Origin of the sequence: Pseudomonas sp. RG1 (genome assembly GCF_025910115.1) — a bacterium.
Lineage (GTDB): Bacteria > Pseudomonadota > Gammaproteobacteria > Pseudomonadales > Pseudomonadaceae > Aquipseudomonas > Aquipseudomonas atacamensis.
Genome location: NZ_JAPCIK010000037.1, coordinates 63,411 through 78,845, shown reverse-complemented (window position 1 = coordinate 78,845; position 15,435 = coordinate 63,411). Strand labels below are relative to the sequence as shown.

The following is a 15,435-nucleotide window of genomic DNA, read 5'->3' as shown; positions in this document are numbered from 1 at the left end:
AGAGGGACGCGGAGCGTCCCGGGCTGCATTCCCACGCAGAGCGTGGGAACGATCATCACTGACCTGGCGCATTCGCGAGCAGGCTCGCTCTCACAAGGGGTCACGGCGGTGGGCTCATTCGCCGCGAATGTACTGCTCCAGCTGTTTGATCAGCTCGGCCTGTTCGGCAATCGCTTCCTTCACCAGGTCGCCGATCGACAACAGGCCGATCAACTGGCCGTCCTCGACCACCGGCAAGTGGCGCAGGCGTTTGTCCGACATGATCCCCAGGCAGGTATCGACGGTTTGCCGGGTGTCGACGGTGATCACGTCCTTGACCATGATGTCGCGCACTGGCGTACCGACCGAAGAGCGCCCGTGCAGCACCAGTTTGCGTGCATAGTCACGCTCGCTGATGATGCCGACCACTTTGTCGTCTTCGACCACCAGCAAGGCGCCGACGTTTTTCTCGGCCATCTTCATCAGCGCTTCGAGCACCATGTGATCGGGTTTGATCTGGTGCACTTCCTGATTTTTCTGATCTTTGAGCTTGAGCAGTTGGGCGACGGTCTTCATGGCGGTTACTCAGGTGTTGTCGTTGTTCATCAAGCATCGTAGACGCAGCCGCGCAGAGCAAGGTGGCAAAGCGGCAGTTAGCGTGCAAAAAACGCCATTTGCCGGAAAAAACATCTTTGTATCGGTAAATGAAGCATCTGTGGCCAAGGGATTTATTTGTAACAAGGGGGGTATCTGTGGCAGAGGATTTATCTGTGGTGATGGGATTTGTCTGTGGTGATGGGATTTATCTGTGGCGAGGGGATTTATCCCCGCTGGCCTGCGCAGCAGGCCCTTTCATTAAAAGCGGGGCCGCTTCGCGGCCAGCGGGGATAAATCCCCTCGCCACAAATGCTGCGTAGAATGGCGTTCTGATTGAAACGTTGAGGTCGCAGTGGTGGATTTACAGCAGGGCTTCGTCCTGACCCGGCATTGGCGCGATACGCCGGCCGGCACCGAAGTCGAGTTCTGGCTGGCAACGGACGCCGGGCCGCGCCGCGTGCGTCTGGCGCATCAGCCGTCGGTCGCATTTATTCCCGCCGCACAGCGAGAAGCAGCCGAGCGTCTGCTGCACGATGAAAAGAACGTGGAATTGCGACCGTTGGCCTTGCTCGATTTTCAGCATCGTCCGGTGCTCGGTCTGTATTGCCAGCAGCACGGCCAGTTGATGCGCCTCGAAACCGCGCTCAACCGCGCCGGCGTCGACGTCTTTGAAGCCGACGTGCGTCCCCCGGAACGCTATCTGATGGAGCGCTTCATCACCGCGCCGGTGCTGTTTGGCGGCACCCCGGATGCTGACGGCGTACTGATCAACGCCCAGCTGAAACCCGACCCCGATTACCGGCCGAAACTGCGCTTGGTCTCACTCGACATCGAAACCACCGAAAACGGCGAGCTGTATTCCATCGCGCTGGAAGGCTGTGGCGAGCGCCAGGTGTACATGCTCGGTGCGCCGAACGGCGACGCCAGCATTGTCGATTTCGACCTTGAATACTGCGATTCGCGCACGCTCATTCTGAAGAAACTCAACGACTGGTTCGCCCGCCACGACCCCGACGCGATCATTGGCTGGAACGTCGTGCAGTTCGATTTGCGCATCCTCCATGAACACGCACGGCGTCTCGGCGTGCCGCTGAAGATCGGTCGTGGCGGCGAAGAAATGCAGTGGCGCGAGCACGGCAGCCGCAATCACTACTTCGCCTCGGCAGCGGGGCGGCTGATCATCGATGGCATCGAGTCGTTGCGTTCGGCGACTTGGAGTTTTCCCTCGTTCAGCCTGGAAAACGTCGCGCAGACGCTGCTCGGCGAAGGCAAGGCGATCAACAATCCGTACCAGCGCATGGACGAGATCAATCGCATGTTCGCCGAAGACAAACCGGCGCTGGCCAAATACAACCTCAAGGACTGCGAGCTGGTCACGCGAATCTTCGCCAAGACCGAACTGCTGACGTTTTTGCTTGAACGCGCCAGCGTTACCGGTTTGCCGGCCGACCGCAGCGGCGGTTCCGTCGCCGCGTTCACCCATTTGTACATGCCGTTGATGCATCGCCAGGGCTTCGTTGCGCCCAATCTGGGCACCAATCCACCGCAGGCCAGCCCCGGCGGGTTTGTCATGGATTCACGGCCGGGGCTTTACGAATCGGTGTTGGTCCTCGATTACAAAAGCCTTTACCCGTCGATCATCCGCTCCTTTCTGATCGACCCGGTGGGCTTGATCGAGGGTCTGCAGCACCCGGACGACGCTGACTCGGTGCCGGGCTTTCGTGGCGCACGCTTCTCGCGCACCCGCCATTGCCTGCCGTCCATCGTGGCGCGAGTGGCCGAAGGGCGCGAAACCGCCAAACGCGAGCACAACGCGCCGCTGTCCCAGGCGCTGAAAATCATCATGAACGCCTTCTACGGCGTGCTCGGCTCCAGTGGTTGCCGGTTTTTCGATACCCGACTGGCCTCGTCGATCACCTTGCGCGGCCACGAAATCATGCTGCGCACCCGCCAGTTGATCGAAGAACAGGGCCATGCGGTGATTTACGGCGACACCGATTCAACCTTCGTCTGGCTGCGCAGTCTGCACGGTCAGGATGAAGCAGCGCAGATCGGCCATGCGCTGGTCAAACACGTCAATGATTGGTGGCGCGCCCATGTGCGCGAAGAATACGGGCTGGAAAGCGCGCTTGAATTGCAGTTCGAGATTCACTACAAGCGCTTCCTGATGCCGACGATTCGCGGCGCCGAGGAGGGCAGCAAGAAGCGCTACGCCGGCCTCGTCACCCGCGCCGATGGCAGCGAGGAAATGGTCTACAAAGGTCTGGAAACCGTGCGCACCGACTGGTCGCTGCTAGCGCGGCAATTTCAGCAAGAACTGTATGAGCGGATCTTCCAGCGCAAGCCGTACCAGGATTACGTCCGCGATTACGTGCGCAAGACCCTCGCCGGCGAGTTCGACGACCGGCTGATCTACCGCAAACGTCTGCGCCGCACCCTCGACGATTACGAACGCAACGTACCGCCGCATGTACGCGCGGCGCGGCTGGCCGACGAATACAACGCCGAGCAGGGGCGGCCCCGGCAGTATCAGAACGGCGGCTGGATCAGCTACGTCATCACCCTGGCCGGCCCGGAGCCGCTGGAAGTACGCCGTGCCGCCATCGACTACGACCACTACATCACGCGACAGCTGCAACCGGTGGCGGATGCGATTCTGCCGTTTGTCGACGACGACTTCTCAACCCTGATCGGTGGGCAACTGGGCCTGTTTTGAGTCGAGCAGTTGCAGCGTCCATTCATCGAGAATGCCGTGGAAGTACCGCTCCAGCGCCTGATGGAACAGACTGTCCTCGGCGCTGAACTGGGCGAACAGGGTCATCGAAGAATGAAATTTCAAGTCATCGGGATGGCCAAACATTTCTGCAATCGAGCGCTGCGGCACATTCAGCACCAGTTGCGTGCAGGTGCGCAGCCGCGCCCCGAGCAGCTCGTGGGCCAGATAGGCCTGGGCTTCCTCGGCTGAACCGATGGCGAAGCGGCGGGCCATTTCGCTGCCGCCCAATCCGGCGAACTGCGGAAAGACGAACCACATCCAGTGGCTGCGCTTGCGGCCCGTTTCGAGTTCACGCTGGACCCGTTCGAACACCGGGTCCTGAGCCTGGACAAAACGTTGCAGGTTGTACGGGTCTTGCAGATCTGTGCTTCTCATCGCGAAGCCCTCGCAGTCGGCAGCTCAGACCATGGCCAGGCGCTGCTTGCGTTGTGGCGCCGGGAACACTTTGTCCAGCGCCGCCAGATCCCCGGCGTCCAGTTGCAACCGGGCCGCCTCGGCATTGAGTTGCACATGCTCCGGGCGCACAGCTTTGGGAATCGCAATCACGCCGTCCTGACGCAGGATCCACGCCAGCGAAACCTGCGCTGGAGTGGCGTTGTGACGGCTGGCAATGTCTTGCAGGACCGGCTCGGCGAGCATCGCGCCGCCTTGGCCGATCGGACAGTACGCCATCAACGGCAGGCGCTGATGCTGGCACCACGGCAGCAAATCGAATTCGATGCCGCGCTCCTCGAGGTTGTACAACACCTGATTGGTGGCGCAGGCCGAGCTGGACAGTTCTTCGAGGTCGTCGACATCGAAATTCGACACCCCCCAACGGCCGATCTTGCCGTCCTCGCGCAGGCGTTCGAAGGCTTCGACGGTTTCCTCCAGCGGATACTGACCGCGCCAGTGCAGCAGATACAGATCGATGTAGTCGGTGCCGAGCCGACGCAAACTGCGCTCGCAGGCTTGCGGGATGCCCTGGCGGCTGGCGTTGTGCGGGTAGACCTTGCTGACCAGAAAGACTTGATCGCGCAGACCGGCGATGGCTTCGCCGACCACCGTTTCGGCACCGCCCTCGGCGTACATCTCAGCGGTATCGATCAGGCTCATGCCCAGCTCGATGCCGGTGCGCAGCGCCGCCACTTCACGGCTGTGCGCCGAACGATCCTCGCCCATGCGCCAAGTGCCCTGGCCAATCACGGGAACCTGCACGCCGGCCAACTCAAGGGTACGCATTCAAACCTCCTGCCTTAAAGAGTCGATATCTTTAGTGGGCAGCAGGATAGAGCAAGGGTTCCCGGAAGGAAGGGGGAGTCGAGGATGAAACCGGATCAATTGTGGTCAGGAGATCTTGTGGCGAGGGGATTTGTGGCGAGGGGATTTATCCCCGCTGGGCTGCGAAGCAGCCCCGATCCGGCAACACGCGCTGTATCAGACAGCGTTCTATTGCAGGTTTTTGGGGCTGCTTCGCATCCCAACGGGGATGAATCCCCTCGCCACAGGGGGGGCATGGCAGGTTACTTGGCGGAGAACTTGAGGATCACGCTATGGGCATAGGTCTGCCCCGGATCAAGCCGCGTGCTCGGGAAGTCCGGCTGGTTCGGCGAATCCGGGTAGTGCTGGGTCTCGAGGGTGAATGCGCCCCAGTGTGGATAGACCTTGCCGCCCTTGCCCTTGACCGTGCCGTCGAGGAAGTTGCTGGTGTAGAACTGCACGCCCGGCTCGCTGGTGAACAGTTGCAGGACGCGTCCGGATTGCGGGTCGCTGACTTCGGTGGCGAGCTTGCTGACATCGCCCTTGGTGTCCAGCGCCCAGTTGAAATCGAACCCGCCCTGTTTCGGCTCGGCGAATTTCAGCTGCGGATGATCAGCCTTGATGTGCGTGCCGATCGCCGTCGGTTTGCTGAAGTCCATCGGCGTACCGGCGACAGGCGCCAGCTCCCCGGTCGGGATCAGTTTCGCGGTGACCGGCGTGTAATGGCTGGAGTTGATCATGGCGACTTGCTTGAGAATATCGCCATTGCCGGCACCGGCCAGGTTGAAGTAGCTGTGGTTGGTCAGGTTGAGCACGGTCGGCTTGTCGGTGCTGGCCTTGTAGTCGATGCGCAGTTCGTTGTTGTCGGTCAGGCGATAGCTGACTTCGGTGGTCAGATTGCCCGGGAAGCCCATCTCGCCGTCGGTCGAGAGGTAGGTCAGGGTCACGCCTACCGAATCCTTGTCCTTGGTTTCCCTGGCCTTCCAGACTTTCTTGTCGAAACCTTCGGGGCCGCCGTGCAGGGCGTTGGATTTGTCGTTCTGCGGCACTTGATAGCGCTTGCCATCGAGTTCGAAAGCACCTTCGGCCAGGCGGTTGCCGAAGCGGCCGATGGTCGCGCCGAAGTACGCGGTGCCTTTCTGATAGCCCTGCACATCGTCAAAACCCAAGACGACGTCGTCGAACTTGCCGTGTTTGTCAGCGACTTTCAGCGCTTGCAGGGTCGCGCCGTAGGTGATGACGGTGGCTTGCATGCCGTGGCTGTTGCGCAGGATGTACTGTTCGACAGGCGTGCCGTCATTGGTTTTGCCGAAGGCTTTGTGTTCGGCGGTCAGGCCCGCCGCGTTGGCGGAAAGGGTAGCGATCATCAGGGACAGTCCGAGGCCGGAGAGCAGGTGACGGGATTGAAGCATGGTTGACCTTCCTTTTTGTTGTTGTTTTGAGAAAACGCAATTAGTCAGGCTATTGAATATTTCGCAGAAGATTTATAGCGGATTTACCGCTGTTGGCAAATATAAAGTCCGACTAATTGATATGGCGAAAAGCGCCGAAGGTCGGCTAACCGCCCGGGCACTGCACTTTTTCGCAATCGGCGGCTCTATGCATGGCCAGGATGCGGTGACTCCCGCCGCACAGGAATGTGCCTGTCCGAGATTTCATGCCGAGTGTTTTTGCCCTGATCACCGCCGCTCACCGCCGCCCGTGCCTGCTGCTGGCCTGCCTGTTGTCGCTGTTGCTCAGCGGCTGCAGCCACCAGAACGGCAACGGATTCTTCAATTAGATACGTGAAGGGCAGCCGCAGGAATTTCTGCAGACCAGCGTCGACCGCATGGCCACCCTGGCGATGCGCGATAACCTCGACAGCCTCTATCGATTGATGGGCAAGCTTTACCTGCGCAACCCGGAAGAACTGCGCAAATCCGGCTTCCTCACCGTCAACGCCGCCGTGAAACAGGTGCGTCTCGCTGTCGAGCAACAGCAGCCATTGCCCGTGCTGGGCGGGCGCAAGGACCTGGCGGCGCTGAGCTATGCGATGAGTCCGGAATTCCTCGGCGACCGCGTCGGCGCCTTCATCTATGCGATCGGCAGCATGCTGGTTACCGCCCACGGCAATCGCACCGAGTTCTACATGACCGACGCGATCAACCCGACGTTCGTGCACAACGCCGCGCGCAACATCGAAAAAGCCATGTGGATTTTGTCGCAACGACAAAACAAGGAAGGCCAGCCGTTGCTGTTCTCCAACGAAATCTCGGAGGAGGGCAGCAACCTCAGCTTCGCCACCGAATTCAGCAAAATCGTCGCGCGCCTGGATCTGCTCACGCAGATGCTCGATGAGCGCTATCGCAGGATCGGCCTGAATTACGCGCAGAGCCTGCTGTTCTTGAATTTCCTGCCGGTGCAGTGAGCCTTGCAGGTTTGCTGTAGCGCAAAGATCCACTGTGGGATCTGCGGTGAATTCGATATGGCATAACGATAGACCGCATCGATATATGTGGTTATAAGAAAAATCGCTATGCTGCGGGCCAGATTTTCCTGTCGTTTTCTGGACGTTTGAATGGAATTGGCAAATTTCGGCCTGGTGATTGCCGGGCTGGTGGTTGGGTTTATCGTAGGCATGACCGGTGTCGGCGGCGGTTCGTTGATGACGCCGATTCTGCTGTGGTTCGGCATCAACCCGGCGACGGCGGTGGGTACCGATCTGCTGTACGCTGCGATCACCAAATCCAGCGGCGTCCTCGTTCACAGGAAGAACAAGAACATCGACTGGGCGATCACCGGCTGGCTGACCCTCGGCAGCGTGCCGGCGGTGGCCATGACCCTGTGGTTCCTCAGCACCCTGCACACCGCGCCGGACGCGATGAACGCCATCATCAAACAGGCGCTCGGCTTCGTCCTCTTCGCCACCGCCCTGGCAATCTTCTTCAAGAAACGCTTGCTCGAATTCGCCCACAAACGCGCGGGTGGCAACTACAACCCGAGCGGTTCGCGCCTGAATATCATGACGGTGATCACCGGTCTGATCCTCGGCACCATGGTCGCCCTGACCTCGATCGGCGCCGGCGCACTGGGCACCGTCGCCTTGTTCATCCTCTACCCACTGCTGCCAACCCGCCGCCTGGTCGGCACCGAAATCGCCCACGCCGTACCCCTGACCCTCGTCGCCGGCCTCGGCCACGCAAGCATGGGCAACATGGATTGGGGCGTGCTGGGCTTCCTGTTGATGGGCTCGCTGCCCGGCATCTGGCTCGGCAGCCACCTGACCGGACGCATCTCCGACGAAGTCCTGCGCCCATGCCTGGCGACGATGCTGGTGTTGATTGGTTATAAGTTGGCGTTCTGATTCAGCCTGGAGAAAACACTTCCAATGCAGCGGCCGTAGGGATTTGCCGATGATCGCTTGCGTCATGTTGCGCAAAGCGCTCCCTGACCTAAGCTTCTGACAGGGCAATGCCTTTTTGCCAGACGCCGCCGGAACAATCGCCACGATGCGCAATCAGTAGTGCGTGGATATCAAAAGGAGATGCGCATGCTCATCAGGTCCCTGACCCTGACCCTCTTGCTGGCAATCGCTGGCCCCCTGTTCGCCGCCGACAGCGATTCACCCCTGGCCGGGGACGTGGGCCGCGCCCGCCCGCTGATCGTGATTGCGCAAAGCACTGTCGACCCGGTCTGGCTGAGCCTGAAGAAGTCGCTGGAAGATCCGGCCAACAAAAAGGGCGTCACCGACCGCAACATCAAGGTCTACACCATCCTCAGCATGTCCGGACAGCTCGACGGCAAGGACATGGGCCAGCAGGACACCATGGCCCTGCTGCGTTCGCTGAAGCTCGGTGCCGGCGCTTATCCCAAAGTGTTCCTGGTGGGCAAGGACGGCGAAACCAAGCTCTCCGCCTCGGGTGATGAAGCCAAGGCATTGAGCCTGGCGAAAATCTTCGAAACCATCGACGCCATGCCCATGGCCGAAAAAGAAGCCGCCGCTGCGGCCGCCGCCGCACAAACGCCTGCCGCCACCGAGCCGGAACCGGCCAAAGGCGCGAAGGGCAGCAAACCGGCGAAACCGAGCAAACCGCCGCAGATGCCGGATGATTGATTGCGCGTTGCGTGAGTGAAGCAAAATCCCTGTGGGAGCTGGCAAACCAGCTCCCACATTTTTTGTGAAATACACAGTTCAAATGTGGGAGCGAGCCTGCTCGCGAAAGCGGTTTTTCAGGCGCTGAAAGGTGACTGATCGAGCGCATTCGCGAGCAGGCTCGCTCCCACAAGTCATCTTCTGATCGAAAGTTGTTGCAGCCTGCGACACCTCCAACGTTAACCGAGTGAAAACCCGATCCTGTAGAAGCTGCCGCAGGCTCGGGCCGCGATCGGACGATCTCTCACTCCTAATCCGCCAACGCCGCGAAAACCGTATGCGCAATCTTCACCCGTTCGGCATTCGGGTAGTTCTTGTTGGCCAGAATCACGATGCCCATGTCCCGCGACGGCACGAACGCCACATACGCGCCAAAGCCCCGTGTAGAACCGGTCTTATTGAATAGCACATTGGCCGGTTCAGCTTGCGGTGGAGTCAGCCATTCGACTTTGTGCGGTTCCATGGCCATGGGGGTCGAGTTGCCGTTTTGCAATCTTTCCAGGCTGATCGGGTAGGCGTAGCGTTCCCAGCCCAGGCCCTGGGTCATGTCGCCGACGCGGTAATAGCCGATGTGGGTGTTGGCGATGGCTTGGTGCAGATCAGGCGCAAGGCTGGCCGGTTGCAGCTGTGCCTGGACGTATCGCAGCAGGTCGGCGGCGCTGGTTTTGATGCCGTAGGCTTCGGCGTCGAGGGCGCCGGGGCTGACGCGTACCGGTTGGTCGGCGCTGTCGTAGCCTTGGGCATAAAGCTTCGACTGCGCTGACGGTACGCTGAGGAAGGTGTGCTGAAGGCCGAGTTTCGGCAGCAGGGTTTGCGTCATAGCCTGGTCGAATGGCTGGCCGAGGCTTTTCGCCGTCAGGTAGCCGAACAGGCCCAGGCTCGGGTTGGAATACAGGCGATGGCTGCCGGCGGGAAACTGCGGTTTCCACTGTTGGTAATAGCCGAGCATCTTGTCGGAAGAATCCGCCTCAGCGGGAAATTGCAGCGGCAGTCCGCCTGCACTGTAGGTGCCCAGTTGCAGCACGCTGATGTTGTCGAAGGCGCTGCCCTTGAGCTCCGGCCAGAGTTGGCTGGCCATGCTCGACAGGTCGAGTTTGCCTGTGGCCTGGGCGTAACCGGCGAGGGTGGCGGTGAAGGTTTTACTCACCGAGCCGACTTCGAAGAGGGTGTTTTCGCTGACCTTTTGTGCGGTGTCTTTAGCGGCGACCCCGTAGTTAAAGTAATGCGCTTGGCCATTCAGGGTGATCGCTACGGTCAGCCCCGGGATGTTGTTTTGCTGCATGACCGGGGTGACGGCTTGGCTGACCAGTGCCTGCAATTGCGCATCCGTCGGCGTTGCGGCATGACAGGCAACGCTGCCGACGAACAGTGCGAAAGCGCTGTAGGAAAAGACCTTGCTAGGTTTTAAGGAACACATGATTGAATCACTCTCCATGAGTGTCGATTGGTGTATCCCGCTACACTGCGGGTGATTTTTCATCGGACGGCCGATCAGCGCGGCCAATTTAGGCACTTCGCCGGCCATCGACAAACGATGAAAACTCGCATGAGCCATTAGAAAAATTTGGGGCAACGCATGATTCGACCGCAACTGCCGCTCAACGCTCTGCGCGCATTTGAAGCCTCGGCACGTCATTTGAGTTTTACCCGTGCTGCCGTCGAGTTGTGCGTGACACAAGCGGCGGTGAGCCATCAGGTCAAAAGCCTGGAAGCGCAACTCAACCTGACCCTGTTCAAACGCCTGCCCCGTGGGCTGATGCTGACCAGTGAAGGCGAAACCTTGCTGCCGGTACTCAGCACATCATTCGATCATATTGCGCAGATGCTCGAGCGTCTGGCCGGTGGGCAGTATCGCGACATGTTGACGGTCGGCGCGGTGGGCACTTTTGCCGTGGGCTGGCTGTTGCCGAGGCTGGCGGACTTTCGGGGGAAACATCCGCTTATAGATTTACGTCTGTCGACCAATAACAACCGGGTGGATGTGGCGGCGGAAGGACTGGATTACGCCATTCGTTTCGGTGCTGGCGCCTGGCATGGCATCGAGGCGACACGCTTGCTCGATGCGCCGTTGTCGGTATTGTGCGTGCCGGAGATTGCCCGGCAACTGCACACGCCGGCGGACCTGTTGCAGCAGACCTTGCTGCGTTCCTATCGCACCGATGAATGGCCGGAGTGGTTTCACGCAGCGGGCCTGGCGACGCAGGCCGCGCCACCGCAAAGCATCGTGTTCGATTCGTCGCTGGCAATGATGGAAGCCGCATTGCAGGGCGGCGGCGTGGCGTTGGCGCCGCCGCTGATGTTCGCCCGGCAACTGGCGGCAGATGCGATCTGCCAGCCGTTTGCGATCGAGATCACCACCGGCAGTTACTGGCTGACGCGGTTGCAGTCGCGAGCGGAAACGGTGGCGATGAAAGCGTTCAAGGCGTGGTTGCTGCAAGTTTCTGCCTGATTCACCTCATTCCCTGTGGGAGCTGGCTTGCCAGCGATGGGGTCGCAATGGCCAACATTGATGCTGGCTGACCCACCGCTATCGCTGGCAAGCCAGCTCCCACAGGTTTATCAGTTGAATTACAGGGCCGGGCTTTAATCCTCGATTTTTCTCACCGCACCAGACACGGCCGCTTGTTATCGAATTTCCACCCCGGAATCAGGAACTGCATCGCCACGCTGTCATCCCGCGCGCCGAGGCCCATGCCTTTGTACAGTTCGTGGGCCTTGGCCACTTGATCCATGTCCAGCTCCACGCCCAGCCCGGGTTTTTTCGGCACCTGCACGAGACCATCGACAATCTGCAACGGTGCCTTGGTCAGGCGCTGACCGTCCTGCCAGATCCAGTGGGTGTCGATGGCGGTAATCTCGCCGGGTGCGGCGGCGGCGACGTGGGTGAGCATGGCCAGGGAAATATCGAAGTGGTTGTTGGAATGCGAGCCCCAGGTCAGGCCCCACTCGTGGCACATCTGCGCGACGCGTACCGAACCCTGCATGGTCCAGAAGTGCGGGTCGGCCAGCGGGATGTCCACTGATTGCAACTGAATCGCGTGGCCCATTTCACGCCAGTCGGTGGCGATCATGTTGGTCGCGGTTTTCAGGCCGGTGGCGCGGCGGAATTCAGCCATGACTTCGCGCCCGGAATAACCGTTTTCGGCACCGCACGGGTCTTCGGCGTAGGCGAGTACGTGGTGCTGATCGCGGCACAGACGAATCGCCTCTTTCAGCGACCAGGCGCCGTTCGGATCGAGGGTGATTCGCGCTTCAGGGAAGCGCTCGGCCAGTGCTGTGACCGCTTCGATTTCGGCATCGCCGCTGAGCACGCCGCCCTTGAGTTTGAAATCCTTGAAACCGTACTTGGCGTGCGCCGCCTCGGCCAGACGCACGACTGCTTCGGCGGTCATGGCTTTCTCGTGGCGCACACGGAACCAGTCGTTGTCGGCGTCCGGTTCGCTGCGATAGGCCAGATCGGTTTCGTGTTGATTGCCGACGTAGAACAGATAACCGAGCATCTTCACTTCGTCGCGTTGCTGACCTTCACCGAGCAGCGCCGCCACTGGCACGTCGAGATGCTGGCCGAGCAGGTCGAGGAGGGCGGCCTCCAGGCCGGTGACCGCGTGAATGGTGATGCGCAGGTCGAATGTTTGCAGGCCGCGGCCGCCGGCATCGCGGTCGGCGAAGGTCTGGCGCACCTGATTGAGGATCTTCTGGTAGGTGCCGATGGGGCTGCCGACCACCAGATTGCGCGCGTCTTCCAGGGTCTGGCGAATGCGCTCGCCACCGGGCACTTCGCCGACGCCGGTGTGGCCGGCGTTGTCCTTGAGGATGACGATGTTACGGGTGAAAAACGGCCCGTGGGCGCCGCTCAGGTTGAGCAGCATGCCGTCGTGACCGGCCACCGGAATGACCTGCATGTCGGTGATGATCGGAGCTTTGGCGGTGTCATGAACAGTCATTGTTGTTTTCCTTGTCGAGACGTAGTCAGGCGTGTTTCGGCGCGGCGTCGGCCACAGCCTTTTCAGCAGCGGGTTTCGGCGTGGTGCGCGCGGCGAAGACAATGATTGCGGCGATGATCGAGGTCGCGGCCAGACCATAGAGGCCGCCCTGGATCGAGCCGGTGTGCTGCTCCAGCAGACCGAAGGTGGTCGGTGCGACGAAGCCGCCGAGGTTGCCCACCGAGTTGATCAGCGCGATCACTGCCGCCGCGATGCGTGCATCCAGATAAGCCTGGGGAATCGGCCAGAACAGCGACGAGGCGGATTTGAAACCCAGCGCTGCAAAGCAGATCGCGACGAAGGCAAAGATCGGCCCGCCAGTGGTGGACATGAACATCCCCGCTGCGGCGATCAACAGGGCAGTGGCGACCCAAGCTTGTTGATGTTTCCACTTCGCCGACAGCGAGGCGAAGGCATACATGCCGACGATCGACAGCAACCATGGAATCGAGTTGAACAGGCCGACCTGCACGTCGCTGAGTTCGCCCATCTTCTTGATGATGCTCGGCAGCCAGAAAGTCGCCGCGTAAATGGTCAGCTGAATGAAGAAGTAGATCAGGCAGAACAGAATGATCTGCCGGTCCTTGAGCAGTTTGCCCAGCGACGGCCGGATCGGCGTCGCGGCTTCGCGGGCCTTTTGCTCGTCGTCGATGGCGCTGACCAGCGCATCCTGTTCGGCGCGGCTCAGCCATTTCGCGTCGTGGGGTTTGGCATCCAGCCAGAACCAGACAAACACGCACAGGCACACCGAGAACATCCCCTCGATGAAATACATCCATTGCCAGCCGTGCATGCCCAGCCCATTGATCTGCAGGAGCAGACCGGACAGCGGGCCGGAGATCAGCGAGGCCACGGCCGAGCCGCTGAGGAAGATCGCGATCGCCTTGCCGCGCTCGACGCCGGGCAGCCAGCGGGTGAAGTAATAAATCACCCCGGGAAAGAACCCGGCCTCGGCGACACCGAGCAGGAAGCGCAGGATATAGAAGTGGGTTTCGTTCTGGATGAACGCCATGCAGGCGGCGACTATGCCCCAAGTGAACATGATGCGGGTCAGCCAGATGCGTGCGCCGACTTTCTGCAAAAGCATGTTGGACGGCACTTCGAACAGCGCGTAACCGATAAAGAACAGCCCGGCGCCGAAGCCGTAGGCGGCAGCACCAATGCCCAGATCGGTTTCCATGTGCGTGCGGACGAAACCGATGTTCACCCGGTCAATGTAATTGACGATGAACATGATCACGAAGAGCGGCAGGACGTGGCGTTTGACTTTGGAGATGGCTGAGGCGAGCGTCGGATCGACGCTGTCCTGCATCCCGGAGATGGAGGTTTTCACGTGTGTTTCTCCCACTGATTATTTTTATGCGGGTAGGACTGGGTGCTGCGTTGTTGATAGACATCATACAACTGTGGTTTTTTGTCCTACAAGTGGGGAGGGCGATCAAATTCTTCTGATTGTTCGGTTTTTTATGCGAAAACCGGTTTCTAGCTCGTATTCATTGAGTATTTCGCCAGTCGAGCGCAGCGCCTTTTTGAGATATGAATGGTGATGCGTGATGGCTGGCTATCGAAGATATTCGACGTAATTGAGTGTTGTCATACAAGTTGATAGCCCGTCGACCGCTAAAATCCATCTCAACCGTCATCCCGCAGTGCTACGATCGGCAAGCCCCGATCACCGGAACCGATCATGCAAGAAGACCTCGACGCGCCCGCGCGCAAACGCACGCACAACCTCGCTCATGACCTGGTGGAAAAGCTCACCCAGAGCATCCTGCTCGGACAACTGTCGCCCGGTGACAAGCTGCCTTCGGAGAACTCCATCGTGCAGGAGCACGGGGTCAGCCGCACGGTGGTGCGCGAGGCCATTTCCAAGTTGCAGGCCTCGGGGCTGGTCGAGACGCGCCATGGCATCGGTACTTTCGTGATCGAACGCGCAGCGGAGCAGGGCCTGCGCCTGAACGTCGATACGGCGCTCGGTGTGCGCAGCATTCTCGAATTGCGCATGGGTCTGGAGACGCAAGCGGCTGCACTGGCGGCGCAGCGGCGCAGTGAGCAGCAGTTGCAGCAGATGCGTCAGGCGCTGGATGACTATCAACGGCTGCTGGCCAACAACGACAGTTGCGTGGAAGCCGATCGGCGTTTTCATCTGCTGATCGCCGAGGCCACCGGCAACGCTTGTTTCAGCGAGATCATGCAGCACCTGGGCAGTGCGATGATCCCGCGCAATCGCCTGAATGCCGCCGAGCGCGGCGCGGCGGATCTGAGCAAGCTCGGCCACTTGGCCAATCTGGAACACGAGGCGATTCTGAATGCGATCAAGCGTCAGGACGCCGATGCCGCCCGCGCCGCGATGTGGCTGCACCTGACCAACAGTCGTGATCGCTTTATCGCCCAAGGCTGATGCCGCTGGTCTGATCGACCGCACGCCCTCAGCACCCGCGCTTCCAAACAATACGCCCCGGATAATCCGGGCCAGTATTGTGAGGTGCAGCATGGCTGATGACTCGCTTGTTCCCGGTGGCATGGCGCCCACCGACCAGACCCGCCCCGTATCCGGCACCGACGAGCCGACCCTGAGCGATCACGATGCACCGCCGGGCATGGACCCGGGGCGCGATCCGCTGAGCGATGCCGACCGCCCGGATGACTGGAAGGATCCGCCGGATGACGAGGATGTACCGCCGGCGGATGAGCCGACACCGTTGTCGGATGATATGCGCTGAGGTCTG

Annotated in this window: 15 protein-coding genes; 8 read left to right on the top strand and 7 right to left on the bottom strand. The window is 60.4% G+C overall.

Features of this window, described 5'->3' with window-relative positions:
• Positions 1–114: 114 nt before the first annotated feature.
• Complete coding sequence (locus tag OK411_RS18745; protein ID WP_016775372.1) at positions 115–555, bottom strand: CBS domain-containing protein; 441 nt, start codon at positions 553–555, stop codon at positions 115–117.
• A 376-nt stretch (positions 556–931) separates the two neighbouring features.
• On the opposite strand from OK411_RS18745, the gene OK411_RS18740 reads away from it, so the two are divergent.
• Positions 932–3,292: a DNA polymerase II gene (locus OK411_RS18740; RefSeq protein ID WP_264365513.1), complete on the top strand. Its 2,361-nt coding sequence runs from the start codon at positions 932–934 to the stop codon at positions 3,290–3,292.
• On the opposite strand, the gene OK411_RS18735 is transcribed toward OK411_RS18740, so the two are convergent.
• The 3 genes from OK411_RS18735 to OK411_RS18725 form a co-directional block, all read right to left on the bottom strand.
• Positions 3,257–3,727 (bottom strand): DUF1810 domain-containing protein, encoded by a 471-nt coding sequence (locus OK411_RS18735; protein WP_136493783.1) that lies wholly within the window; start codon positions 3,725–3,727, stop codon positions 3,257–3,259. The genes OK411_RS18740 and OK411_RS18735 overlap by 36 nt on opposite strands.
• A gap of 24 nt (positions 3,728–3,751) precedes the next feature.
• Positions 3,752–4,573 (bottom strand): aldo/keto reductase, encoded by an 822-nt coding sequence (locus tag OK411_RS18730; protein ID WP_217878536.1) that lies wholly within the window; start codon positions 4,571–4,573, stop codon positions 3,752–3,754.
• Between the two features lie 281 nt (positions 4,574–4,854).
• Positions 4,855–6,003, bottom strand: a complete 1,149-nt coding sequence (locus OK411_RS18725; protein ID WP_264365512.1) for an aldose epimerase family protein — start codon at positions 6,001–6,003, stop codon at positions 4,855–4,857.
• Here OK411_RS18725 and OK411_RS18720 point away from each other — a divergent pair.
• The 4 genes from OK411_RS18720 to OK411_RS18705 all read left to right on the top strand — a co-directional run bounded on the left by OK411_RS18720 (position 6,002) and on the right by OK411_RS18705 (position 8,684).
• Positions 6,002–6,379 (top strand): hypothetical protein, encoded by a 378-nt coding sequence (locus tag OK411_RS18720; protein ID WP_264365511.1) that lies wholly within the window; start codon positions 6,002–6,004, stop codon positions 6,377–6,379. The genes OK411_RS18725 and OK411_RS18720 overlap by 2 nt on opposite strands.
• A complete protein-coding gene (locus tag OK411_RS18715; protein WP_264365518.1) occupies positions 6,372–6,998 on the top strand; it encodes a hypothetical protein in 627 nt (208 codons plus the stop codon). Before OK411_RS18720 ends, OK411_RS18715 begins: the two co-directional genes overlap by 8 nt.
• Before the next feature lie 150 nt (positions 6,999–7,148).
• Positions 7,149–7,934 (top strand): sulfite exporter TauE/SafE family protein, encoded by a 786-nt coding sequence (locus OK411_RS18710; RefSeq protein WP_039763409.1) that lies wholly within the window; start codon positions 7,149–7,151, stop codon positions 7,932–7,934.
• Positions 7,935–8,120: 186 nt separating this feature from the next.
• Positions 8,121–8,684, top strand: a complete 564-nt coding sequence (locus OK411_RS18705) for a DUF4174 domain-containing protein (RefSeq protein ID WP_016775365.1) — start codon at positions 8,121–8,123, stop codon at positions 8,682–8,684.
• Between the two features lie 289 nt (positions 8,685–8,973).
• Here OK411_RS18705 and ampC read toward each other — a convergent pair whose 3' ends face one another.
• Positions 8,974–10,140 carry a class C beta-lactamase gene (ampC, locus tag OK411_RS18700; RefSeq protein WP_264365510.1) on the bottom strand — a complete coding sequence of 389 codons (1,167 nt, stop codon included), beginning with the start codon at positions 10,138–10,140 and terminating at the stop codon, positions 8,974–8,976.
• A 159-nt stretch (positions 10,141–10,299) separates the two neighbouring features.
• On the opposite strand from ampC, the gene OK411_RS18695 reads away from it, so the two are divergent.
• Positions 10,300–11,172, top strand: coding sequence for a LysR family transcriptional regulator (locus OK411_RS18695; protein WP_071172962.1), 873 nt, complete (start codon positions 10,300–10,302; stop codon positions 11,170–11,172).
• Positions 11,173–11,323: 151 nt separating this feature from the next.
• On the opposite strand, the gene gudD is transcribed toward OK411_RS18695, so the two are convergent.
• Together gudD and OK411_RS18685 are read right to left on the bottom strand one after the other, a co-directional pair.
• A complete protein-coding gene (gene gudD, locus OK411_RS18690; RefSeq protein WP_264365509.1) occupies positions 11,324–12,667 on the bottom strand; it encodes a glucarate dehydratase in 1,344 nt (447 codons plus the stop codon).
• 25 nt (positions 12,668–12,692) lie between these two features.
• Positions 12,693–14,039: an MFS transporter gene (locus tag OK411_RS18685; protein WP_024013478.1), complete on the bottom strand. Its 1,347-nt coding sequence runs from the start codon at positions 14,037–14,039 to the stop codon at positions 12,693–12,695.
• Between the two features lie 354 nt (positions 14,040–14,393).
• On the opposite strand from OK411_RS18685, the gene OK411_RS18680 reads away from it, so the two are divergent.
• Together OK411_RS18680 and OK411_RS18675 are read left to right on the top strand one after the other, a co-directional pair.
• The gene (locus tag OK411_RS18680) at positions 14,394–15,107 is read left to right on the top strand and encodes a FadR/GntR family transcriptional regulator (RefSeq protein ID WP_041477180.1); all 714 of its coding nucleotides are present in this window, start codon (positions 14,394–14,396) and stop codon (positions 15,105–15,107) included.
• Between the two features lie 91 nt (positions 15,108–15,198).
• Positions 15,199–15,429, top strand: coding sequence for a hypothetical protein (locus tag OK411_RS18675; RefSeq protein WP_071172961.1), 231 nt, complete (start codon positions 15,199–15,201; stop codon positions 15,427–15,429).
• Positions 15,430–15,435 lie beyond the last annotated feature (6 nt).